Raw genomic sequence first — 23,115 nt, 5'->3', positions numbered from 1 at the left:
GAGGAGATTTCATGAAGAAAACGATGCTGTGGGGTGCTTTGTGTACACTTTTATGTACCCAGATTCATGCAGATACAACCCAACAACAAGTACAGTCGCAAAATCCGAACACAGGCAATGTAACTGTAACCACAAACCCAACGACTGCAGTGAATCAAAATACACCGCCAGACCAAACCACGCAAAGCAATCAACCGACGCAGCAGATACAATCCAATCAAACCAGTCAGTCTCAACCTAACCAGGCTGTTTCATCGAACACAGAACAAACTGCTCAGACCATTAACTGCAACTATAAAATTCCCGCTGATGTCAAATCAGTAGATCCAACTACAGTACTGAACTGGTCTGAACAGGCAACAACTCAGGCTTTTGATTTTGCTCCCGCCTCATTGGATACTCAATTGCAGAACTTGCAGGCATGTTTTACCGATCAGGGATGGCAGGGATTTAACTCAGCCTTACAAAAATCAGGAAATATAGATGCCATTAAAACTCAAAATTTGACCGTAAGCAGTCAAATAGATGGCCAGGCTCAAATCACTGAGACAAGTGCAAACCAGTGGAAAATCACGCTGCCCTTGCAGGTTGTTTATCAAAACAACAAAGAAAAAGTAACGCAATTACTCAATGTAAATTTAACCGTAGGCCGTAAAGTATCGGGAGATTTGGGCATCATGCAACTGATTGCCACCCCAAGAACTCCAACTGCTCAACAGCCAGCCAACGATGCGAATACAACCAGCACACCCGCTGCGACTACCCCTGCATCAAATACCGTAAATACCCAAACAACTCCGGTTAATCCCAACGCTGAGGTAAATTCAACCAGCACCCATGACTCAGGTACGCCCACGTCTACAAATACCCCAACTCCAGTTGACACAGGTACGACCCCATCCCCAGTAAATAATGGTTCCAATCAGCAAAATCCAGGCACAGGAACCCCTCCAGCTGCAGGTTCAACGAATTAATGTGACTGGTTGGTCTTCACTATGACACAGTGGGCTGACCATCACATCTCGAATTCAATGACCGTCATGCACTGATTTGCAAAACAACAGCATCCGCCAGACTGGATGCTGTTTTAATAAATGCGCCCTCTTTTAACTGGTCTTTTTTTTGGAATAAACTTCTGTTTAATGCATAAAACTCCCGTGGTTAGTCAAAGACTAGTACAGGAGTTAGTTTATTCAACATGAAATAAAGAACGATTAACGAGTAGCGAGTGTCGATTTGTTAACGCCGTTTTGATCAGGGTAAGCAAGAACAATTACTTTGGTTCCTATACGAATGAACTCTTCATTCAACCATTTTGCCGCACTGGGTAAAACACGAACACAACCATGGCTGGATGGATGGTCAGGAACATCGTAAGCCGCATGTATGGTAAAACCCTGATAAAAATACATGCAATAAGGCATTTTTGCGCCACCCTTGGTATCTACAGGATATTCTCCTGAGCGGCAATCTATCCCATGCTTGTTGTATACTCTGAAGGTACCTGTAATGGTTCTGCAGGATTGATTCGGATTTTCTGTACAAGCATCAATTCCCCCTGAACCACTTCCGGTCATGACTCTATTGCCTTCTTCATCATATGCAGCCCATGCCGAGACTTTAGGGTCAAAGACAAACAGGCGCTCTCCCGGCGCTTTAATTTGCATAGGAAAATAATCTCGTCCTCTTTTGTCTCGCAAATAGTGCATGGTTCTGTGCACATAACCGGCATCATCCGTAATCAGAGTGGACTCATCGTATTCAACGCAAGACGTAAGGCCAAAAGATAGCACTATGGCAACCCAAAACAACTTTTTCATTTAAATGTATTCTCCACTGTATATTCTCCAATCATTCACAATGCAATTGAGCACATCGTAAATGATGGAGTGACTTACAATACCTTCTACCCGCCTGACTAAGCGGGCATAAAATCAATCGTTAATTCTTCTGTATTTAATCCGGGATGGTCTGGTTGCTTCATCACCCAAACGCTTTCTTCTATCCGCTTCATAATCACTGTAATTGCCTTCAAAGAACGTAATTTGTGAATCCCCTTCAAAAGCTAATAAGTGGGTACAGATTCTGTCCAAAAACCATCTGTCATGCGAAATCACAATGGCACAACCAGGAAAATTAAGAATGGCCTCTTCCAAGGCTCTTAAGGTTTCCACATCCAAATCGTTACTGGGCTCATCCAACAATAACAGATTGCCGCCGCTTTTTAACAATTTGGCCAAATGCACCCGATTTCGTTCTCCACCAGATAATTGAGACATTTTCTTTTGTTGATCTGTTCCTTTAAAGTTAAAACGACCGACATAAGCACGGGATGGCATTTGAAAACTACCCACTTGCATGATGTCGTGACCATCAGAAATTTCCTGCCAGACGGTATTATTCGCATTAAGATCATCACGCATCTGATCAACATAAGCCATCTGCACTGTTTCACCTATACGAATGGTACCGCTATCTGGCTCTTCGTGCCCGGTGATCATTTTCAAAAAGGTTGACTTTCCTGCACCATTGGGACCGATAATTCCCAAAACACCACCCTTGGGAAGTACGAAATCGAGTTTATCAATCAAGATGCGATCACCAAAGGATTTACAAATTTTTTCACCTTCCAACACCAGGTCTCCCAGGCGCTCGCCTGGTGGAATATAGATTTCATTGGTTTCATTACGTTTTTGAAACTCTTTGGAATTCATTTCTTCAAATCGAGCAAGGCGTGCCTTATTCTTGGCATGACGACCTTTAGGAGAAGTTCTAACCCATTCCAGCTCCGCTTTAATTGCTCGCTGGTGTGAATCTTCCTGTTTTTTCTCCATATTCAGGCGTTCTTCTTTTTGCTCCAGCCAGGAAGTGTAGTTCCCCTTGTAAGGAATTCCCTCACCCCTATCCAGCTCAAGTATCCACTCTGCAGCATTATCCAGAAAATATCTATCATGGGTAATTGCCACCACGGTACCTGGAAAATCTTCAAGATAATGCTCCAGCCAGGCAACACTTTCCGCATCCAAATGGTTGGTTGGCTCATCAAGAAGCAACATATCAGGATTAGAGAGTAACAAGCGGCATAAAGCGACCCGTCGTCTTTCCCCTCCAGACAGTTGACCTACTACGGCGTCCCAATCAGGCAGCCTTAAAGCATCCGCAGCAATATCCAGTTTTCTATCAAGATCCCAGCCACCGCAGGCTTCAATTTCATTTTGCAGCTCACCTTGCTCCGCCAACAAAGTATTCATTTCTTCGTCAGTCATTGGTTCAGCAAAACGCATACTGATCGCATCAAAACGTACCAGCTTATCCTTAATTTCTGCGACACCTTCTTCGACAACGTCACGAACGGTTTTTTCCAGATCAAGTTGCGGTTCTTGCTCCAGATAACCAATACGAATTCCAGGCTGAGGTCTTGCTTCACCTTCAAATTGGGTATCGACTCCAGCCATAATGCGCAATAAAGTTGATTTACCCGAACCGTTTAATCCCAATACGCCAATTTTGGCTCCTGGAAAAAAGCTCAAGGAAATATCTTTTAATATAAATCGTTGATTTTCAACGATTTTACTTACCCTGTTCATGGTAAAAATATACTGTGCCATAGTACTTCAATCCTCTTATTATTCGGCTCAATTACCAATCAAGAATCACTTTTCCTGACTGTCCTGATGCCATAATCTGAAACGCATGTTCATACTGCTCTACTGGAAAATGATGCGTCATAACCGGTTCGATGTTTAAACCGCTTTGCAACATGGCAATCATTTTATACCAGGTTTCATACATTTCCCGACCATAAATTCCTTTGATAACTAACCCTTTAAAAATAACCTGATTCCAGTCCACAGGGGTTGCCTGAGGAGGAATACCTAATATTGCCACATGGCCGCCATGATTCATGGTTCTCATCATATCATTCAAGGCCATGGGATTTCCTGACATTTCCAGACCTATGTCAAAACCCTCGGTCATGCCCAACTCGGCCATAACGTCATCGAGATTTTCATATTTGACATTAACTGCCCGAGTCGCACCCATTTTTCGCGCCAGATCCAAACGATAATCGTTCACATCAGTGATGACGACATGACGTGCACCTATATGCTTCACTATAGCTACAGCCATAATACCTATAGGGCCTGCACCGGTAATCAATACATCCTCACCGACCACATCAAAAGCGAGAGCACAGTGTGTTGCATTTCCTAATGGATCCAGTACTGCTGCCTGATCACCAGTAATGTTGTCTGGCAAAACGATAACATTGCTAGCCGGTAACGCCAAGTATTCAGCAAAACATCCCGGTCTATTGACTCCCACGCCCAAAGTATTACGGCATAAATGTCGTTTACCCGCACGGCAATTACGACAAAAGCCACAGGTAATATGTCCTTCACCGGATACTCTTTGTCCGACTTTTAAACCTTGAACTTCTTTGCCTACCTCGACAATTTCACCATAAAACTCATGGCCTACAGTCATAGGAACAGGAATGGTAGCCTGCGCCCAATCATCCCAGGTGTAGATATGGATGTCCGTACCACAAATGGCGGTTTTTTTTATTTTGATTAAGACATCATTAACGCCATATTCGGGAACAGGTACATCCTGCATCCAAATTCCAGGCTCTCTTTTTGCTTTGACTAACGATTTCATTCAGTACCTCAGAATAATAATAAGTTAATTCAATCCTGCATAAAAACAGGTGCTGTTTTTATCTGATCTTTTGCACTTTCTTGGTTTTAAGCAAAACTGTTTCTTTAGATTACAGAAAACTCCTTACCAACCGTTTCAAATGCATGCAACGCCTTATCCAGATGCTCCAGTTCAAGGGCCGCAGACATTTGTGTACGAATTCTGGCCAAGCCTTTGGGCACAACCGGATAAGAAAATCCAACCACATAAATACCCAACTCCAACAATCTGTTGGCCATACGTCCAGCGAGAGTTGCATCACCCAGCATCACGGGGATAATGGCATGCTCACCAGGGATCAGTTTAAATCCTAATTCGGTCATTCCTTTTCGAAAATAGCGGCTATTACGCTTTAATTTTTCGGCAAGAAGATTATTTTGCATCAGTTTATCCAAAACAACAGACGATGTGTGCGCAATAACCGGTGCCAAAGTATTGGAAAACAAATAAGGTCTGGAACGCTGACGTAACCATTCTACAATGACCCGATTTGCAGAGGTATATCCTCCAGAAGCACCACCCAAAGCTTTACCAAGAGTTCCGGTCACAATGTCTATACGGTCAGTAACACCAAAGTGCTCTGGAGTACCTCTCCCGGTAGCTCCCATAAATCCAACGGCATGAGAATCATCAACCATGACCATAGCGTCGTATTTATCTGCCAAATCACAAATCGCCGGAAGATTTGCCAATGTGCCATCCATTGAAAAGACACCGTCTGTGGCAATCAAACGAAAACGAGCATTTTTAGCGGCGATTAACTGCTCTTCCAGAGCCTTCATATCGTTATTGGCATAACGATAGCGAGCGGCCTTACATAATCGAATACCGTCAATAATACTGGCATGGTTCAGCGCATCACTGATAATCGCATCTTCTTCACCCAGCAAGGTTTCAAAAAGGCCAGTGTTGGCATCAAAGCATGAAGAATACAATATAGTATCTTCCTTACTTAAAAAATGACTGATTTTTTGCTCTAATTCCTTGTGAGGCGTTTGCGTTCCACAAATAAAACGAACCGAGGCCATACCGTATCCGTACTCTTCAAGCGCTTTCTGACCTTCGGCAATAAGCGCCGGATCATTAGCAAGCCCAAGATAATTATTGGCGCAAAGATTGATTACTTCCTTATTATTTACTTTTACATCAGCTTGTTGCTGACTTGAAATAATGCGTTCTGATTTAAATAAACCTTCCTCTTTAAGCGTATCCAGTTCGGTTTGCACGTGATTAGTAAATCGCTCAAGCACTATTCTCTCCAATGGGTGTTGACAAAGTTATAAATAATAACAAATTTTAAACACAGTCACCATGAAATAACGATAAGAAAAATCTCAAGGCTGACTTTAAGTCATTAATGCTTAGCACATTGGCTGAATTCTTGCTAAAATCGGCACAAAGTTTTAACCTATTAAAGACAATTAACTCGGTAGAACAAATGAGCAATCAAAGCGCACGCATTAATATGGTCAAACAACAACTAAGAACTGGCGAAGTTTTAAACGATACCATACTGGATTTGTATGATCTTATTCCTCGTCATGAATTCGTACCTGAACAGTATGCTCATTTTGCATACTCAGACATGCAGATTCCTTTATCTCACGGTCAAAAAATGTTAACTCCTCTGGAAGAAGGTTTAATATTACAAGGGCTGAATCTTAAAGGGCACGAAACCGTTTTGGAAGTAGGAACAGGTAGTGGCTTTTTTACTGCCATGCTGAGCAAGTTATGCAAAAAAGTCATCAGTATTGATTACTATTCCGAGTTTACCCAATACGCCAGACGCAAGTTGGAAGCTCATCAATGCACCAATATCGAATTAATTACCGGTGATGCCTGTCGTGGATGGTTGGAAAACGCACCCTATGACGTGGTGGTATTTACCGGAGCAATAGAACACCTGACGGAAACGCACCGATTACAGGTTCTTCCTGGTGGAACAATATTCACCATAGAAGGCAGATCGCCAGCAATGCAGGCTAAATTGCATCACCTGGATCATGATAACATCTGGACAGAAAACATGATTTTTGAAACAGACATTCCACAACTGGTAGATCCATTAAAACGAAAAGAATTTGTATTCTAGGGAACGCTCTAATGAAGAGATCGCTGCTGTTTTGCGTACTAACTCTTGGCCTGTCTTCATACAGTCATGCCACAGATCTAATGGATATATATCAACAGGCTCTTGAAAACGACACCGTATTCAAAAATGCCTACGATAACTACATGTCCAGTACGGAAGCGATCCCTCAGGCTCGAGCAGCTCTTTTTCCTCAAGTTGGCATCAACAGTCAGGCAGGCCGTAACTTACAGAATGTTCAAGCCGGGGGATTAAGCACGAATCTGTCTTACAGCAACACTATTTGGCAAGTCACCGCATCCCAGGCTGTATTTAACTATCAGGCATGGGCTAAAGTGGCGCAAGCCAAAGCATCAGTCAAATCGGCACAAGCGACATTCAACGATGCGGCGCAAAACCTGATATTGAGAACGGCAAAAGCGTATTTCGATGTGTTATTTGCCAAAGATACACTTGATTTTGCTGAAGCCAAAAAACGAGCTAACAAACGGCAATTTGAACAAGCAACGCAACGCTTTCAGGTGGGGTTGGATGCCATTACCTCTGTTTACGAAGCAAAAGCGGCTTATGATCAATCCATAGCAACTGTTATTTCAGCCCGAAACAATCAAATCAATCAAAGTGAAAACTTACGTAAACTTACCAATCATGTCTATGAATCTCTGGCACCTTTACGTGACAGTAAAATTCCATTAATTAAACCCGAACCCAATGATGTTGATCAGTGGATAGATACCGGACTGAAGCAAAATTACAAACTCTATGCGGCACGCTATAGTCTTGAAGTAGCAAAAGAAAACGTTAAATCATTATCCGCAGGCAATTGGCCGGTTTTAGCTATTCAGACCAATGCAACACAATCGCATAATACCGTAGACAGCACTTCATTCTTTGCCCCAACCAAACAAACTCAGGCCAATGTAGCGCTGACCATGAATTTCCCTATATTTCAGGGTGGACTGGTGCAATCGCAAACTCGACAAGCGCAATACGGCTTTCAATCAACCAGCGAACAACTGGAACAAACCTACAGAGACGTTGTCGTAAACAGTCGTATTGCTTTTAACACCATTACAGACGGAATAAGCAAAGTCAAAGCAGACCGACAAACGATTATTTCGCAAAAAAACTCATTAGAAAGTACCGAAGCGCAATTTGAAGTAGGTACCCGCACCATGGTAGACGTGGTTAATGCGCAACAACGCCTTTTTGAGGCTCAGGAACAGTTAGCACGAGATCAATATGATTTGATCAATGCGATGTTAACTTTAAAATATCTCGCCGGCACTCTAAACGTAAATGATATAGAGCTGGTCAATTCATGGTTAGCAACTACTCGAGTTAATGGAATGGCTTCAGTATCGAGCGCCACTACTAAATAATATAATCAGGTTGTCATATGTCGTCCAATCCCACTACAGTTGAAAAAAAATTATTACATTATACCGGAAAAGCCATTGCTGATTTTAACATGATTCAACGGGGTGACCGTGTCATGGTCTGTTTGTCCGGTGGTAAAGATTCATTTACCCTGTTAACCATTCTAAATCAATTACGAAGGCGTTCAGGTAACAAATTTGAAGTATTTGCCTTCACACTGGATCAGGCACAACCCGGCTGGAACGATGCCACTTTGCGGCAATGGCTGGCTGACCGAGCCATACCTCATGAAATATTAACTCGAGACACCTACAGTATTGTTAAAGAAAAAGTACCAGAAGGCAAAACCTATTGCTCACTGTGTTCACGGCTACGTCGAGGGATCATTTATCGTTATGCTGAAGAACATGGATTTAATAAAATTGCCTTGGGTCATCACCGCGATGATATGATACGTACCCTAATGATGTCCATTTTATACAATGGCGACATACGCTCCATGCCGCCCAAATTATTGAGCGATAATAAAAAACATATAGTCATTAGACCAATGTGCTACGTTCAGGAAAAAGACATCATTACTTTTGCTGGCGAGCAGGAATTTCCTATAATCCCTTGTAACCTGTGCGGCTCGCAGGAAAATCTGATGCGCAAAAAAGTAACTCATCTTATTGATAAACTGGCTGAAGAAAATCCCAAGGTCCCCAGTAATATGCTTCATGCGCTGCAAAGTTTAAAGCCGAGTCAGTTAATGGATCAAAACATGTGGAATTTTAAAAACCTGGAACAGGAATTAATTACATCAAACCCAGCCAGCGATGTGGAAGTTTTCGCTACAGAGGAATTTGAGATTTTAGAAGACTAAGCAAGGTGCCTGAATATTTTTAGACACTATTTAGGGCGTGTAGACAATTGCCCCCCGCCTACATGCCTCGGCTTGTCCGAGGCATCCAAGAGATGCTCAAATTAAAAATACGGCTAAATTAAAGGCATTAATCCGTTGATTAATAACAGCGAACTCATAATATAACGCCCCTGACACCAAGTATAAAACGAGTTTGCAATGGCTAGACTTATGCTCTTGATCTGTACACGAAAAAAAACGGACATGCCTACATTGGCGGGCAACCACTTCTGATTTGGCACTGCATAACATTAAGAGAAGTCACTGATATCAAATCTTATCTCTTTGGAAGGAGTGATGATTGCCCGCCTATACGGGCATTTCCCTGCTTCATCTTTGTTTTAGAGACAGGCTGAATCTGAGACTTAGCCAATCAATGAGGTAGCACAGCCAGATGAACACTCTCCTTGAGCGTACTGGATTGCTTCTATAAGAGCGGGTTCATTCAGTATTAACCTACCCTTTTCGTTTATCCACCCTAATTTTTTTAACACAGTATAGGCACTTCCGCTACTTTCATCGAGTGCATTTTTTATGATGGTTTCCAAATCTGATTCTTTATATTTCAAATTTGGTTTTTTATGGCCAAAGAAACCATTTCGTTCTTTATTTAATTGTCTCTCATAGTGAGTTCTAAAACACTTTAATAGCACTTCTTTTGACAGTTCTTTGCGTTTATTTTTACAGGTCTTATCGGGTTCTATCAGCTCATATTTCAAAGCCAGTTTATCGTAGAAATAAGAGGCTAACAGGGCATGGGCATCCGCACTTGGATGCAAATCATCATAAAACAAATAGCCTCTGGCTTGAGAAATTCCATCCAATGGATCGTTAAAATCAACAGAGGTCGTGTAAGGGGTTTGTAACTTATCTTTATCAAAGAAATAGCGTTCCGGATTGTGATAAATTTTTTCAAACATGGCATTCATATCAAAAGCATCCACTGAACAATAGGGATAATCCTGCATCAGATCCTCACATGCTTTTTGCAACTCTGAATTAAAATACTCTGTGCATTGCTGAGCCTCATCTCGTTTTGCTTGAGATTTACTTTGAAAGCGAGGGGTTAAAGCCAAATTGGGTAAATTAATCACTATAAAATTACGATAACCCACTTCAATTAGTTTCTTTATATTATTCATACGGGCAATAATTGCTTTATCTACTTCTTCCAAGGAAGGTTTAGCATTCACGGTTACCAAATCGTTGGCGCCAGACCACTCAATCACTAGGGTTTCCGCTTTATGCTGATAGGAAATACGATGTTTCTTGTCATAATCAAGAATCGCTTCTCTCATTTCGGATAAAGAAGAAACAACAAGACGTGTAAAGAAGCGAACAATACTCGTACTTAAAGCCCATTTGTAACTATGAGCCATTAATCCCCCGATACAATAACTTCTCACCCAAAGTCTTCCTTTGTAATTAATGAAACGATCATCATCGAGAAAATAATCATTACGCACCGCATTAATTACCTTGCGATCATGAGCAATAACCGCATCAGCAATATCGGTATGATCCAAATGCTTGCGTTTTTCCAGTCGTTTTATTGTAAAATCGCTGGCAATCTTTGCAGAAACATGATCACTCCATACAAGACCATTAGTAAATCGTTCATCAGGTGATTTTCCCTTAAGACCAGTAGAACCTGATAATGGAATGCATCCAAATGCTACACTTTTATACATTGTTCCTCTATCAGAAAGACTATCTCCCATCATAATAATGTTTTTAATTTGCTGCGGTTCTGTGTTGGGTGATTTAAATGGATTCATTCCCTTGTTAATCATAGAAACTCCTTGTAATCAGTGATTAAAAATATGCGCCTATAAAAGACCATTCTTTTAGCATAGATGGTATTTTTTAATTTACCCATTTAAATTTTGGCTTTACTGTAAATAATATGGCTTGTGCTTCATTGAGCACATTTAAGTACAATTATTAAGACTTCTTAATAATTCGTTAATATTAAATATGTATCATATTGATAAAATATTGATCTCAATACCAATGGAATAATTATGTTTAAAAATGATCCTTCTTATCCCTTCTTCTTATTTCCCAATGAACAGAAAGAACAAAGAACCGTTCTAACCGATAACCAGCCCACATCGTCCCAGCATGTTCCGGCTCTGGAATCAATTATTCCTTTTAGAATTCTTCCACCTCTCAGATCCATCATTCTGCCCCCCTTGGAACCCAGAGCAGAGGCTGCGGCTGGCGATGACGTTTTCCTGACGCCCCATACCGGCAGAAGAGGCACTAAAAGAACAGAAACAAGCACACCCACTTATTCTTTACATGAACTGATGTACGGTAAGAAAAGCCAACGCACCCTCTCCGGCAAACAACCCGTACTGCCCATGGAAAAATTAAAAAAATTCAACATATCCGCAGAAGATTACTTGGCTTATTTTGATAAATTACAAAATTTAGGCTATCAACCAGATGATATAGATAGGTTAATCTTAAACCGATGCAGACGCCCCACTCTCGATAAGCTCATTATGGAACATACTAATCTGATAGAAAGCTGCAGAGAAGACGGTTTAAATCATGAAGATTTAGTAAGAATTTCGGCCAGGAATGGCGGTAATGAAACACTTGAGGCATTTAAGTATTGCTACGATACTTTAAGAGCCAAAGGCTACTCCAAAGAAGATATTGTTAATATCGCAGCCCATCATGGAGGAGCCAAGAATCTGCTCAGCGTCATCGCCCATCATTATTGCTTAAGACAATTAGATTATACCCTTGAGCAAATTACCAAGATAGTCTCGCGAAATGGCGGTTCTTTGAATTTGAAGGCTACTGCAGAAAATCACATTAAGCTTCTTGCATTGAAATTCTCAGAAGAAGAAATCTACCTTCTGGCGAGGATAACGGGCGGATCCAAGAATATATATGCCCTAGCCAAGCATTACAAAACACTCATAGACTTAGGGTATAATAAGGAACAGATTATGGTTTGGACCTCTAAATCAAATGGCCATAACACGATTGAAAGGGTCATATCGTTACACTCAGAATCGCCCAGTGAGTATGCCTTCTTTGGGCGCACTCTGCCTAGTATATGCCAAGGGACTTTACCGCATCCATCCCCGGAAATGACCTCTGGTAATACTGAGTTTATAGACCTATTGGACGGTAGCTCAAGCGTCTCGTCACCTTTTTAGCAACCCTTTTGCTTGCTAACTTGCAGTACTGAGAGAATGTAAAACAGTTTTGCGTATTTTATAAATATAAAGATCTTCCTGGGAGATGGCCTTTTAGGCCTAATCCCAGGCTACCCTGAATCAATTATTTTCCCGTCAAAAAATTTTTTTGTAACATTCTTTACAATTATATTACATAATGTATAGTGTTTGCTTTGAACAAGCTAACCCTGATGAATTGTCAATCACCAACTAGAAAATGGACTGGTTAGCCCACTTTTTAGCTTTTCACTGATACAGGAACTTATCGATGATCAAAAGAAATATTATCCATTCTCGTGCACTTCGGGTTTATGCTAAACGGTATTTCAAATTTGATTTTGTTGCAGCCATAGTCGTATTCCTGGTCGCTATACCTCTTTGTCTGGGTATTGCCTTAGCCTCAGGCGCTCCCCTCTTTTCTGGAATACTAAGTGGTATCATCGGAGGGGTAGTTGTTGGAGCCATCAGTGGTTCCCATATCAGTGTCAGCGGGCCGGCTGCAGGAATGGCTGCAGTTGTCGTTACCGCAATCACCCAAATCGGTGACTTTAATTCCTTTTTACTGGCTTTGGTACTCACAGGTGTTCTGCAAGTGATCATAGGGGCTTTAAAAGCGGGGTTTGTAGCCGATTACGTGCCTACCAATATCGTTCAAGGACTTTTATGTGCCGTAGGAGTTTTGCTCATCATCAAGCAATTGCCGCTTGCATTTACTCTATCCTCAGACTTCAACGAACTTAAAACTCATTTATTAGAAACAGCAGATGTCATTACACTTGGCCCTATACTTGCCTTATCGAATCATATTAACGCGGGAGCCATATTCATTACGACTGTCTCCATGTTTCTGTTAATCTACTTTGAGCGTACCAAAATTAAAGCGCTCAAAGAAATCCCGGCACCAATAATCGTAGTCATTGCAGGCATCATCCTCAATGAACTTTTTCAATGGACTAACTCATCCTTGGTACAAAACTCTCCCCAATTGGTAAACATTCCGCAAACAACGGGACTTTATGAATTTTTTAGCCAGCTGCAATACCCTCAATGGGCATCATGGACTAATCCCAAAGTCTATTTGTACGCTGCAATCATTGGCATAGTCGCATCACTTGAGACTTTGCTTAATTTAAAAGCAGGAGAGCGTATAGATAAAAGAAGATGGCATGCCTCAACCAACAGAGAGTTAATTGCGCAAGGAGTTGGCAATATTTCTGCCGGACTCGTGGGGGGGATTCCCATTACTTCGGTCATCGTCAGAACGTCTATCAATATTCAGGCGGGTTCTAAAACCAAAATGTCCACCATTTTACATGGAGCGTTTATTCTGTTTGCTGTGATGCTGGTACCGGGAGCCCTAAACAAGATTCCACTTTCATCGCTGGCATCAATATTGATTTTCACCGGCTATAAACTCAATAAACCGTCTATATATAAAAATATTTATGCCCAGGGCAGCGACAGATTTATACCCTTCATAGTCACTATCATCAGCATTATTGCCTTTAACTTGCTTGCGGGAATTTTAATAGGTCTGGCCATCTCCTTGTTTAATATTTTAAAATCTAACAGTCAGGCTCGAATTGATATTATCAAAGAAATATACCCTAATGGCATTACCAGCCGCATCATCTTGCCCCAACAAATGACCTTTCTTAATAAAGCTGCTTTAGTGGCCGAGCTTAATTCCATACCCAAGCATGCACAATTAATTATCGATGCCCGATACACTCAATACATTGATAAAGAAATTCTGGAATACTTAAAAGAATATAAAGAAGAACAGGCGCCGAGCAAATACATTTCATTAAACCTGACTGGTTTTAAAGATGATTATAAAGTTCACAATGTCATAGATTTTATCAACGTAACGACTTACGATGTCCAATCCCATCTGTCTCCTGCCCAGGTTCTCAATATATTGCATGAAGGAAACCAAAGGTTCTTGCAGGATACTCGCATCCATCGTTCGAATCGAGTCGATATCAAGCATACCGCTAAAATGCAGCATCCTATTGCAGTTGTTCTTGGCTGCATTGACTCCCGTGTTCCGGTTGAAACCATTTTCGATATGAGTTTTGGTGACATATTTTGTATTCGTATTGCAGGCAATGTCATTAATGATGATATTCTTGCCAGTATTGAATATGCCTGTAATGTGGTGGGAGCCAAGTTAGTAGTCATCCTTGGGCATACTCGTTGCGGTGCGATTCAATCCGCATGCGATAATATTGAAAAAGGACATATTACCCAGTTACTGTCCAAGATAAAGCCCGCAATTCAAGCAGAAACCCAAATCAAGGAAAATCGCTCAGGGCAGAATACAGCTTTTGTAAGCCGCATTACTGAGCTGAATATTGCCAATACCATGCATCAAGTTTATTCACAGAGCGACATTTTAAAAACTATGATAAAAAATGCTGAAATAGGTATGGTTGGTGCTGTATACGATGTAAATAGTGGAGTTGTTAAATTTAAAAACTATGCCCATGAACTTCATGAACTGAAAGGTACCAACGAAAAAATACTGATTGATCAATGCGAGAGCGTCCTGAAACAAGCTCGAATAGATGCTTAATCGCCATACACAGAAATCGGCAGTCAATCCAAAAGATGGAGTGAGCTGCCTTTCTTCTGCAGGCTTGTACCCAATTCCTGGAAAATAAAGCAGAACAACCGTTCTTAACCCATTAACAAAGCAATACTCAGAGGACTATTTTAATGACTCAACCTTGGCAGTATGCACCCTACATATCGCCAATTATCCTATGATGGGTATATAATAGCCCACCATAAAGAACTTAGACTATCCCAGGAGTTGAAATGCGCGCATCCCAATGGTTTTTAGCAACCCAAAAAGAAACACCAAGTGATGCTGAAATCACGTCACATCGATTAATGCTAAGAGCAGGTATGATCCGTAAACTGGGCTCCGGCCTTTATACCTGGATGCCTCTAGGCCTTAAAGTACTGCGCAAAATAGAGCAGATTGTTCGTGAAGAAATGAACAATACTCATGCTATGGAAGTATTAATGCCCGCAGTGCAGCCTGCCGAATTGTGGCAAGAGACCGGTCGTTGGGAAACATTTGGAGGGCAGTTGCTCACCATGCGAGACAGCAATCAGCGAGAGTACTGTTTCGGCCCAACCCATGAAGAAGTCATTACCGATATCATGCGTACCGAACTGCGATCATACAAACAACTTCCTGCAAATTTTTACCAGATTCAGACTAAATTCCGCGATGAAATCAGACCAAGATTTGGCGTAATGCGTGCCAGAGAGTTCATTATGAAAGATGCTTACTCCTTTCATTTAACCATAGAAAGTTTGCAAGCCACCTACGAACAAATGTATCAAGCCTACTGTCGGATATTTAACCGTATGGGATTAAAATTCCGAGCCGTAGAAGCTGATACCGGGGCAATAGGCGGGTCAGCATCTCACGAGTTTCAAGTATTGGCTGACTCAGGCGAAGACTTGATATTTTACAGCGACACCAGTGATTATGCTGCAAATATCGAACAAGCCACCAGCCTTAGACCAACCCCATCAAATGAAATAACCAACAAACCCATGGAGCTGGTTGACACACCCAATAAGAAAACGATCACCGAAGTCGCAGAATTTTTACAGGTAGGCAGTAAAGAGACAATTAAAACATTGATTGTCCAAGGTAAAGAGCATCCTATGGTTGCCTTGATTCTGAGAGGCGATGACGAGTTGAATGAAATCAAAGCAACAAAACATCCCTTGGTGCACTCGCCGTTGGTCTTTATAGATGAAGAAACGATTCTAAAGACGCTCAAAGCCCCGGTAGGCTCTCTGGGTCCTGTTAATATGACGATTCCGATAATTGTTGATCACCATGCTTTAGCCATGCCCTCCTTTGTTTGCGGTGCCAATCAGGCCGATAAGCATTATCTGAATGCTGCCTGGGGTAGAGATGCTCACTACAGCGATGCATTTGATTTAAGAAATGTTAAAGAAGGCGACATAAGTCCGGATGGAAAAGGTACACTACGTTCCTGTCGAGGCATAGAAGTTGGGCATGTGTTTCAGTTAGGAGATAAATACGCCAAAGCCATGAATGCAGCAGTGCTCAATGAACAAGGACAATTACAAACCATGTTGATGGGATGTTATGGTCTTGGAATCAGTCGAGTGGTTGCTGCCGCAATAGAACAACATCATGATGAGCAAGGCATCATCTGGCCTCAGGCTATAGCTCCTTTTCAACTGGTCATTATTCCAATCAATGGTCAACGATCGCAACAAGTATCTGAATATGCTGAATATTTATACCAACACTGTTGCCAACATGGATTAGACGTTTTATTGGATGATCGTAATGAAAGACCCGGTGTTCTCTTCGCTGACAACGACTTAATCGGTATTCCGCATCGTCTGGTGGTTAGTGAACGAAATCTGGAACAAGGATGCGTGGAATACAAACCACGCTGTGCGTCTGAATCACAACAGGTAGCCAAGGAACAAATACTTGATTTTATCTTGAGTCTGTTTGCTTAAGCTCTAATTTAAGTGCCTGAAATATTCATTATTAAAAAAAGAGGCAGCTTTGCTGCCTCATCAAGGAATAGAATCTTTTAAGGGTTAATCGCCCGAATACACCTGACTTGTCTACCCAGATTCTTGCCATCATAATATTGATCGCCATAACCAAAGAATTGCGCCCAGGCACTATAAAACATATTGCCGGAATACTCGGTAGAACTCCAATAAGTAACGCCAGCAAAACCTCCCAAAGATTTTAAATGCAAGGAGGTATACAAGTTAGCCCTGGACAATCCACAGCCCGCATTAGTATTGATGCCCACAAAGCGTCCCAGTTCGCAAATTGCTGGTAAGTACCAGTCTGCAAATCCTTGATCTACCTTGTTGAGACAGCTTTGCGCCGCAGGATATTGTCCTACAGGAGTTGCAAGAGCATTGGTATTGGCTAGCCCATCAAGAAGATTATTTGCTGTCGTGTCATCATACAGTACAGCCCACTGGTAAAGTGAATAAGGCTCATCAGTCAGGGCCGCAACTTTTCCACCAATACTGCCGGTATTAGGCGTTGTGTCATCTACCGCAAAAACATATCCGCCTTGATAAATACACCCTTGCCCCAGTAACAACACATTAATGTCTGTTGGTGAGGCATTATCAGCGCTAACTGTGACAACAGTAGGTACAGGAAGGCTTCCAGGTGCTGTTGTACAAGCAACAGCACTTGCATTCGCACTTGCGGTACTACCGGGTGTAATAGTGATATCACAAGTAGCTCCAGCATTAAGCGTTCCAGTACAGGTATTATTGGTTATTGAAGTCCCAACTGGGAATGTGGTTGGACTGACCTGAAGATTAACAGCAGGTACCGTACCGGTATTTTCAATTCGAATAATGCGAGGATTACCTGCCAAAGGCAGATCGGAAACGGAGCTTTTAATTGATAAAGTGAGATTTTGAGTCAAGGGAGAGAGCGTAGCCTGATTAAAAGTAACCTCAACAGTATGATTAGCCTGAATATTATTCAACTGAAAGCTGGTGCCGCCAGACTGAACAACTGCACCATCCAGAAGCCATTCATTTACACCAAAACTGGCTTTAGGGTTTGCAGCAAAAGACAAATTGGTGCCTGCATCAACCACTTGAGGATCTTGTGGTGTAATTGTGCCGTTCACGTCAGCTGAAGGCGTAATTGTAAATCGCTGCACAGTAGGTTGGTCTAGCAAAGTGATATTTAAGGAATTAGCCGGAGAAGGTCCTTGACACTTTATTTGATTAGCCAACTTACATAACACAGGCCCCCCTTGCACGTTTCCAGTCAAAGCGGAACCATCTACACTAAGCTTCAAGGTACAGGTTTTTTGCGCCGGGGCTTTACACGGTTCGGTTTGCGTGATGCCGGTAATCGGTTTCATGACCAGATTTTTACTAGTGGATGTATTATTGGTCACAAGATAAACAACTTGAGCTGTTTCTCCTTTCATTATCGAAAATTGCGTGGGCGTTTGCGGCGCAAATGTCCACAAAGCCTTGGCTGCCTGAGCTGTTGATAATGCTAAAGAGGTGAATAATGTGATGAAGAGAGCGTACTGAAAATAATGTCGTGACTTTCTTTGCATGGTCAAAATCCTTATGCCATATCAAGTAACTCTGAAGGCCATCCTTGTTTACGTCTAAAAGACAACCTAACCCTTGCCACCACAACGAAATACTATCCATCGATGAGGTGCGCTTTATTTTCCTGAAAACACCCTGACCGGAGTCAAAACAACTCAAGTCAGAGACAGAAATAAATTCCATCATATTGCATTGCTAACTTTAGATTCGATTTAGCCTAAAAGCAAATCATTCCATGTTTACCTTAACAAATTAAATGAACTAAGGTGTAAAAGTCCTAATACACCTGATATTACTACCTATATTCTTACCTTGAAAAAAACTGATCACCAAAAGTAAACAACTGCGCCCCAACTCACAAATCGCTGGAAGATACCAATCTGTAAATCCTTGATCTACTTTATCTAAGCATACTTGCGCAGATGGGTTTTAGGCTTTGTTGCTTTGCATTTATCCTTAGTACATAGTGAGACTCTGTTGAGCGGTCAATTCGTCAGTATCTGCGTCCAAGACGTCGTTGTCCTCATCACCTATATGCTCTGCAACAGCGGTAACCTCAGCATATTCTGCCTGATACTGTCTCAATTCTTGCTCAAAATCATAAAGTTCGCCTACGTTGGCAAAGCGGCGAATAAATACTCCCCCTTTCTCTTGCTCAACAGCAATGCGTTCTTCTATGAACCGGATTTTTTGACGAAAAACATCTATCTTGTTTGCTTCATCCGCAATTTGCCGGTCTAAATCTGCAGCCAGAGCTCCTATCCGTTGTTGTGCACTAGTGGTTAAATATTCATGCAAAAGACGCCCAGGTCTGCTTAACAGTTCGGTCAATTGATAACGCAAATCCTCTTCGTTTTCTGTAATTTTAAAAGGATTACTCCATAATGAAATAAAGCCGGAAATCCAGGTTTTTGGTGACCACATGGATACGGCTGGAACCTCAGTGTGAACTGGGTGCAGTTTCTGGATAAATGCGATCAGTTCGGATCTCAATGCCACATCCTTCAAACGGCCAAGCTGCTCAAGAACTCGTTGTATTTCGGCGGGCTGAATTTCTTTTTTATCCATAAATTCCTTTAAATCCAATGAGTTAATTAACTGCCTATCAAAAAAATTATGTTGAATTTTTTCAGGAAAATCAGCTAATCGCATAGGAAATTCGCCCAATTCACATTTCTTAAGCTCAATTATCGCAGTTACATTACTCTGCTGCGTTACAGGGAACCAGCTGATTTGTATTTTATCCGTTTTGCCTTCTTTGATTTGTTGCAGTTGTTTATCACGTAATCGCTCCAGAATCATGTGCCGCGTTAATGGAAATTCAAGTTGCTCTATACACCTGTCCAAATCTTTTTGCATTTGCGCTAATTGCGAATTATAGCGGGAAAAATCATCCAATAACGGTAAACTACCAACGCCTTTGACTATCAAATCATAAAATGGTTCATTGCCATTACTTCCCTGGATAAGCTGAACATCATTCATTTTGAAACCAGGAACTCGTTCAAGATCGCTTTTAACCTGTGCCGCTTTAAGCGAAAAATATCGTGATGTATCCAGCAAGTCTTGATGCTTGTCGGATACCTGATTCCAAAGGCTTCTCAGTGTACCTCTCAAATGGATCATGGGGTCGGTGATTGGTCTTTGGGTTTGTATTAGCTCATCACATTTCAAACTAATCCAATGATACATTTCAGCAAGCCCATAGAGCGAGGGATTATCGCTATGAATAACAGCCAGAGCTCCGATCACATCCAGCCAATCCTCATCCGCTCCTAACCATGGGCTATGCCGTTTTTCGAGAGATTTTAGCACGGCTAGTATTTTTTGGGTTATTGCTTCGGTTTGTGCTTCTTCTCTACATTCGTTAATAAAATCAGTACTGAGTGCATGTTCATCACTGCCAATCACTGTTAAATCGTTAAATGTATTCAGGGTATGGTTTATGGAATCACGAATGTTTTTATGTCCAAAAGAAAATAACCATACACCATTAAGTTGTGCTTGATGTTGACTCAGTTTTTTAAACAAATTTTTCAATGCGTGTTTTTGATCGTCAGGATTTTGAGCTTTTTTCAATACCTCAACTACCCCGAGCAATTCATGCGCTGCATTTTTTGCTGCAGTCCGTTCCAGAAAATACAAAAAACCCCTGTTTTCTTCTTTTGCCCAAGATAAAGATTCTTCCAGTTGTTGAATAATATCATCTACCACATTGTCTAAATAAATGTTTTTTATCTGTTGAATTTCAGGGTTTGTCTCTGCTCCAGATTGCATATGCACTCGAATTAATTCATGAATTACAGGCTGCATTCGGTATTTCTGGGATTTATGTTGCGGTCTTAAGCCTTGCGTCTCATAATCAATCAAAATCAACTCAAGAGCAATCAGAGAGTCCGCTTTATTGACTCGTTCAATCAACTCTTTTTTAATATTGGAATCCAGAGATGATTGATTGATTTCTTTGGTGATGTCTTTGGCCATTAACTTGATTTGATGGTGAATGTAAGGCTGTCTGTAGTGTTTGAGATTACCATCCGAATATTTCAGCATGGCGCCGTTAACATCGAGAGCTGAAGCCACGATTCTTTTGGCTTTTCTTTTTTCATGTCCGGCAAGCTTTATGTTATCTCGGGTCACCAGTTTATTACGTTTGAGTTGCTCGCCAAGACTGACTTCCTCCAGGTATAAGGCACGTAACGCATTAACTGAATCAGGAATTAATTTTAATGTCGTTTTTTCTTTTAATAACTGTCTGGTTTTGACCCAAAGGTCTTCAACTTCACGCTCGTAATCACTCAAAGCCTTATCCAGAGTACTGGTATCCATCCTCTTGTTGGATATACGTCTTCGGTAAGGATTATCGCCCTGAGTGTTGTTTTCTTTTAAGCAATGTTGCCATTGAAACTCGAGATTTTTGATTAAATCCTGTTGCATCATTAACAGATCTGAATCCAGTTGTTTCCATTCAGATTGAGGGTAAATTTGATGCAATAATTCCTTCCAGTCATCAAACTGCTCCAGTATCACTCGTTGAATAGTATTAACTGATTGCACATAGTATCGCTCAACGGCTTTTTCTCTATCTTTATTGCTGCGATAGTCTTGAATGGCTTTGAGTAATTGGATTTTATCCTGTTCTGTTTCCAATGAACCATGCAATGAAGATACCGCACCTTGTTCTTCATCAATCACATAAAACCGGGTTGGTTTTCCAAATTTGACGAGGTTGTTAATTATTCTTTTTGTTTGGGCTGGTTTATTAACATAAGTTTGAATAGCCAGGCAGCCATTAGAGCGAATGGAGTTAAATTCGCCATATAATGCACAATCAGGCAGCGTAATTGCTATTCTGGGAACATTCGCCCCAGAGCGAAACCAACGCCTGCGTGTCTCAACAGACTCCATACCAGAAAACGTCTTAAGCTCAACTGATTTACCCTGTATTTTGCAATAATCAGATAACTGGTTATTTAAAGCCTGAGCATGTTCAATAGTCCTGGCAATTAAAACTATAGGCTGTCCTGGCTTTGCAGTATTCAGGGCTAAATGAATACTTTGCAGGTACTCCAGGCTGTAGTTTAAATCATCTGCGTTAACATCCTGATAAGTAACTCCGTGATGTGATGGAACACGAAATGCCTGTTTCATATCCGTGTTTTTGCTTAAGCCGACAATTTCTGCTTTGCAGTACTCTTCCGTGTAGTGCTCTTCAGGTTCAGCATCAGACAATTCACTACCATGTACCCCAATAAAAGTAAAAAAATTCTTCACGTCTGTTGAGCTGAAGGTGTTTAAAGGCAATTGGGACTGAGCTGATGATTCCTTATTGCCTTGGGTAAAAGCCCATTGCAATGCAGCAAGAAATGCTTTGGTATGGTACTGATTCGCATCCGGAGGTAATTCAACAGATCCATTGTGGTTTAATTCATTTAAAGTCAAAAGTACGGCAACAATCTGGGTTATATTAAGAAAAACGCCTGTACAACGAAAATATTGCTCCCTCATCACCGCAATCAAATTAAGCTGTGCTTTAATCCTGTCAGCTATGTCCGATAGAGGATCATTGACACGCTCGATAAAAAGATCAGACAAATAGCGCAGCTGTACTCTGCTTTGATTGGTTAAATCGGTATAGGTTCTGTTTTTAACACTTAAGGGGCATTCTCGGCCAACGGCATTGATGTAGACAACTTGCTGAACCAAATCCATCTGCCTGGATGATGGCAAATTTGAACCGTCTTCAAGGTTTTGAATGTTGGCAACGACATGACCTAATCTGGAAGTATCAAAATGTTCTTCCAAAATGTCCTCAGTTAATTGCGCAACTAGACCTTTTGTTACCTTGGGATTACGCCCCGCTTTAGGATCTTTATCAAAGAAGTCGATATAAGCTCTTAATTCCAATGAATTTTTCTTAATTTGCTTGGAGAAATCAATAAGATTAGGATAAGGTGGATAATCGAACAAACCAGCAATGTCATTTAGTAAAACATGATGGTTTTTTAGATGCTCTTTAAGTTCCAGTAATAGTTCAAACTGGCTTTCAGAAGCTTCTTTGCCAAAAAAAGTTAATATTTTAATGGTGGATTTTAAATCATCTGAAAGCGTTTTATCCTGTTGACTAAAAGTTTCCAACTGTTTAACAAATTCAGTAACATTCCCGGCTATTAATATGTCTAATGCGCTCTTCATGCAGGAAAGTCTCCCTT

Annotated in this window: 14 protein-coding genes; 7 read left to right on the top strand and 7 right to left on the bottom strand. The window is 41.2% G+C overall.

The annotated features are described in order from the left end of the window. The first annotated feature begins 11 nt into the window (after positions 1-11). Entirely contained in the window at positions 12-974 is a 963-nt protein-coding gene (locus Lwor_RS00225) for a DotI/IcmL family type IV secretion protein (protein ID WP_058491636.1), read from the top strand. A gap of 240 nt (positions 975-1,214) precedes the next feature. Here Lwor_RS00225 and Lwor_RS00220 read toward each other — a convergent pair whose 3' ends face one another. The 4 genes from Lwor_RS00220 to Lwor_RS00205 form a co-directional block, all read right to left on the bottom strand. Beyond that, positions 1,215-1,820: a L,D-transpeptidase gene (locus Lwor_RS00220; protein WP_058491635.1), complete on the bottom strand. Its 606-nt coding sequence runs from the start codon at positions 1,818-1,820 to the stop codon at positions 1,215-1,217. A gap of 114 nt (positions 1,821-1,934) precedes the next feature. Continuing rightward, positions 1,935-3,608, bottom strand: a complete 1,674-nt coding sequence (ettA, locus tag Lwor_RS00215) for an energy-dependent translational throttle protein EttA (RefSeq protein WP_058491634.1) — start codon at positions 3,606-3,608, stop codon at positions 1,935-1,937. A gap of 31 nt (positions 3,609-3,639) precedes the next feature. Then, entirely contained in the window at positions 3,640-4,662 is a 1,023-nt protein-coding gene (gene tdh / locus Lwor_RS00210) for an L-threonine 3-dehydrogenase (protein ID WP_058491631.1), read from the bottom strand. Positions 4,663-4,766: 104 nt separating this feature from the next. Then, complete coding sequence (locus Lwor_RS00205) at positions 4,767-5,951, bottom strand: glycine C-acetyltransferase (RefSeq protein ID WP_058491629.1); 1,185 nt, start codon at positions 5,949-5,951, stop codon at positions 4,767-4,769. A gap of 188 nt (positions 5,952-6,139) precedes the next feature. Here Lwor_RS00205 and Lwor_RS00200 point away from each other — a divergent pair, with 188 nt between their 5' ends. From Lwor_RS00200 to ttcA, 3 genes are read left to right on the top strand one after another with little or no spacing between them, the layout of a single operon-like run. Next, positions 6,140-6,793 carry a protein-L-isoaspartate O-methyltransferase family protein gene (locus tag Lwor_RS00200; RefSeq protein ID WP_058491691.1) on the top strand — a complete coding sequence of 218 codons (654 nt, stop codon included), beginning with the start codon at positions 6,140-6,142 and terminating at the stop codon, positions 6,791-6,793. Positions 6,794-6,804: 11 nt separating this feature from the next. Then, the gene (locus Lwor_RS00195; RefSeq protein WP_058491627.1) at positions 6,805-8,172 is read left to right on the top strand and encodes a TolC family outer membrane protein; all 1,368 of its coding nucleotides are present in this window, start codon (positions 6,805-6,807) and stop codon (positions 8,170-8,172) included. 17 nt (positions 8,173-8,189) lie between these two features. After that, positions 8,190-9,035, top strand: a complete 846-nt coding sequence (ttcA, locus tag Lwor_RS00190) for a tRNA 2-thiocytidine(32) synthetase TtcA (protein ID WP_058491623.1) — start codon at positions 8,190-8,192, stop codon at positions 9,033-9,035. 404 nt (positions 9,036-9,439) lie between these two features. Here the strand turns inward: ttcA and Lwor_RS00185 are convergent, their stop codons facing one another. Beyond that, the gene (locus Lwor_RS00185; RefSeq protein ID WP_058491621.1) at positions 9,440-10,867 is read right to left on the bottom strand and encodes an SGNH/GDSL hydrolase family protein; all 1,428 of its coding nucleotides are present in this window, start codon (positions 10,865-10,867) and stop codon (positions 9,440-9,442) included. Positions 10,868-11,098: 231 nt separating this feature from the next. Here Lwor_RS00185 and Lwor_RS00180 point away from each other — a divergent pair, with 231 nt between their 5' ends. The 3 genes from Lwor_RS00180 (at position 11,099) to Lwor_RS00170 (ending at position 16,804) form a co-directional block, all read left to right on the top strand. Continuing rightward, positions 11,099-12,253, top strand: coding sequence for a TAL effector repeat-containing protein (locus Lwor_RS00180; protein ID WP_058491619.1), 1,155 nt, complete (start codon positions 11,099-11,101; stop codon positions 12,251-12,253). A gap of 289 nt (positions 12,254-12,542) precedes the next feature. Further along, complete coding sequence (locus Lwor_RS00175; protein WP_058491617.1) at positions 12,543-14,852, top strand: bifunctional SulP family inorganic anion transporter/carbonic anhydrase; 2,310 nt, start codon at positions 12,543-12,545, stop codon at positions 14,850-14,852. 245 nt (positions 14,853-15,097) lie between these two features. Next, positions 15,098-16,804, top strand: a complete 1,707-nt coding sequence (locus Lwor_RS00170; RefSeq protein ID WP_058491615.1) for a proline--tRNA ligase — start codon at positions 15,098-15,100, stop codon at positions 16,802-16,804. 77 nt (positions 16,805-16,881) lie between these two features. Here Lwor_RS00170 and Lwor_RS00165 read toward each other — a convergent pair whose 3' ends face one another. Both Lwor_RS00165 and Lwor_RS00160 read right to left on the bottom strand, forming a co-directional pair. Further along, complete coding sequence (locus tag Lwor_RS00165; RefSeq protein WP_058491613.1) at positions 16,882-18,405, bottom strand: InlB B-repeat-containing protein; 1,524 nt, start codon at positions 18,403-18,405, stop codon at positions 16,882-16,884. A gap of 454 nt (positions 18,406-18,859) precedes the next feature. Then, positions 18,860-23,098 (bottom strand): hypothetical protein, encoded by a 4,239-nt coding sequence (locus Lwor_RS00160; protein ID WP_058491611.1) that lies wholly within the window; start codon positions 23,096-23,098, stop codon positions 18,860-18,862. Positions 23,099-23,115: the final 17 nt, after the last annotated feature.

The sequence above is a fragment of the Legionella worsleiensis genome, from assembly GCF_001467535.1.
GTDB classification, from domain to species: Bacteria; Pseudomonadota; Gammaproteobacteria; order Legionellales; family Legionellaceae; genus Legionella; species Legionella worsleiensis.
Note: the sequence above shows the minus strand (reverse complement) of the source record. Positions and strands in the feature narration are given on the sequence as shown.

Bases quoted from the DNA above. Each gene is read 5' to 3' on its own strand.
- Lwor_RS00165 (WP_058491613.1), bottom strand. From the start codon at position 18,405: ATGCAAAGAAAGTCACGACATTATTTTCAGTACGCTCTCTTCATCACA.
- Lwor_RS00225 (WP_058491636.1), top strand. From the start codon at position 12: ATGAAGAAAACGATGCTGTGGGGTGCTTTGTGTACACTTTTATGTACC.
- Lwor_RS00175 (WP_058491617.1), top strand. From the start codon at position 12,543: ATGATCAAAAGAAATATTATCCATTCTCGTGCACTTCGGGTTTATGCT.
- Lwor_RS00170 (WP_058491615.1), top strand. From the start codon at position 15,098: ATGCGCGCATCCCAATGGTTTTTAGCAACCCAAAAAGAAACACCAAGT.
- Lwor_RS00220 (WP_058491635.1), bottom strand. From the start codon at position 1,820: ATGAAAAAGTTGTTTTGGGTTGCCATAGTGCTATCTTTTGGCCTTACG.
- ettA (WP_058491634.1), bottom strand. From the start codon at position 3,608: ATGGCACAGTATATTTTTACCATGAACAGGGTAAGTAAAATCGTTGAA.
- Lwor_RS00200 (WP_058491691.1), top strand. From the start codon at position 6,140: ATGAGCAATCAAAGCGCACGCATTAATATGGTCAAACAACAACTAAGA.
- ttcA (WP_058491623.1), top strand. From the start codon at position 8,190: ATGTCGTCCAATCCCACTACAGTTGAAAAAAAATTATTACATTATACC.
- Lwor_RS00160 (WP_058491611.1), bottom strand. From the start codon at position 23,098: ATGAAGAGCGCATTAGACATATTAATAGCCGGGAATGTTACTGAATTT.
- Lwor_RS00195 (WP_058491627.1), top strand. From the start codon at position 6,805: ATGAAGAGATCGCTGCTGTTTTGCGTACTAACTCTTGGCCTGTCTTCA.
- Lwor_RS00185 (WP_058491621.1), bottom strand. From the start codon at position 10,867: ATGATTAACAAGGGAATGAATCCATTTAAATCACCCAACACAGAACCG.
- Lwor_RS00180 (WP_058491619.1), top strand. From the start codon at position 11,099: ATGTTTAAAAATGATCCTTCTTATCCCTTCTTCTTATTTCCCAATGAA.
- tdh (WP_058491631.1), bottom strand. From the start codon at position 4,662: ATGAAATCGTTAGTCAAAGCAAAAAGAGAGCCTGGAATTTGGATGCAG.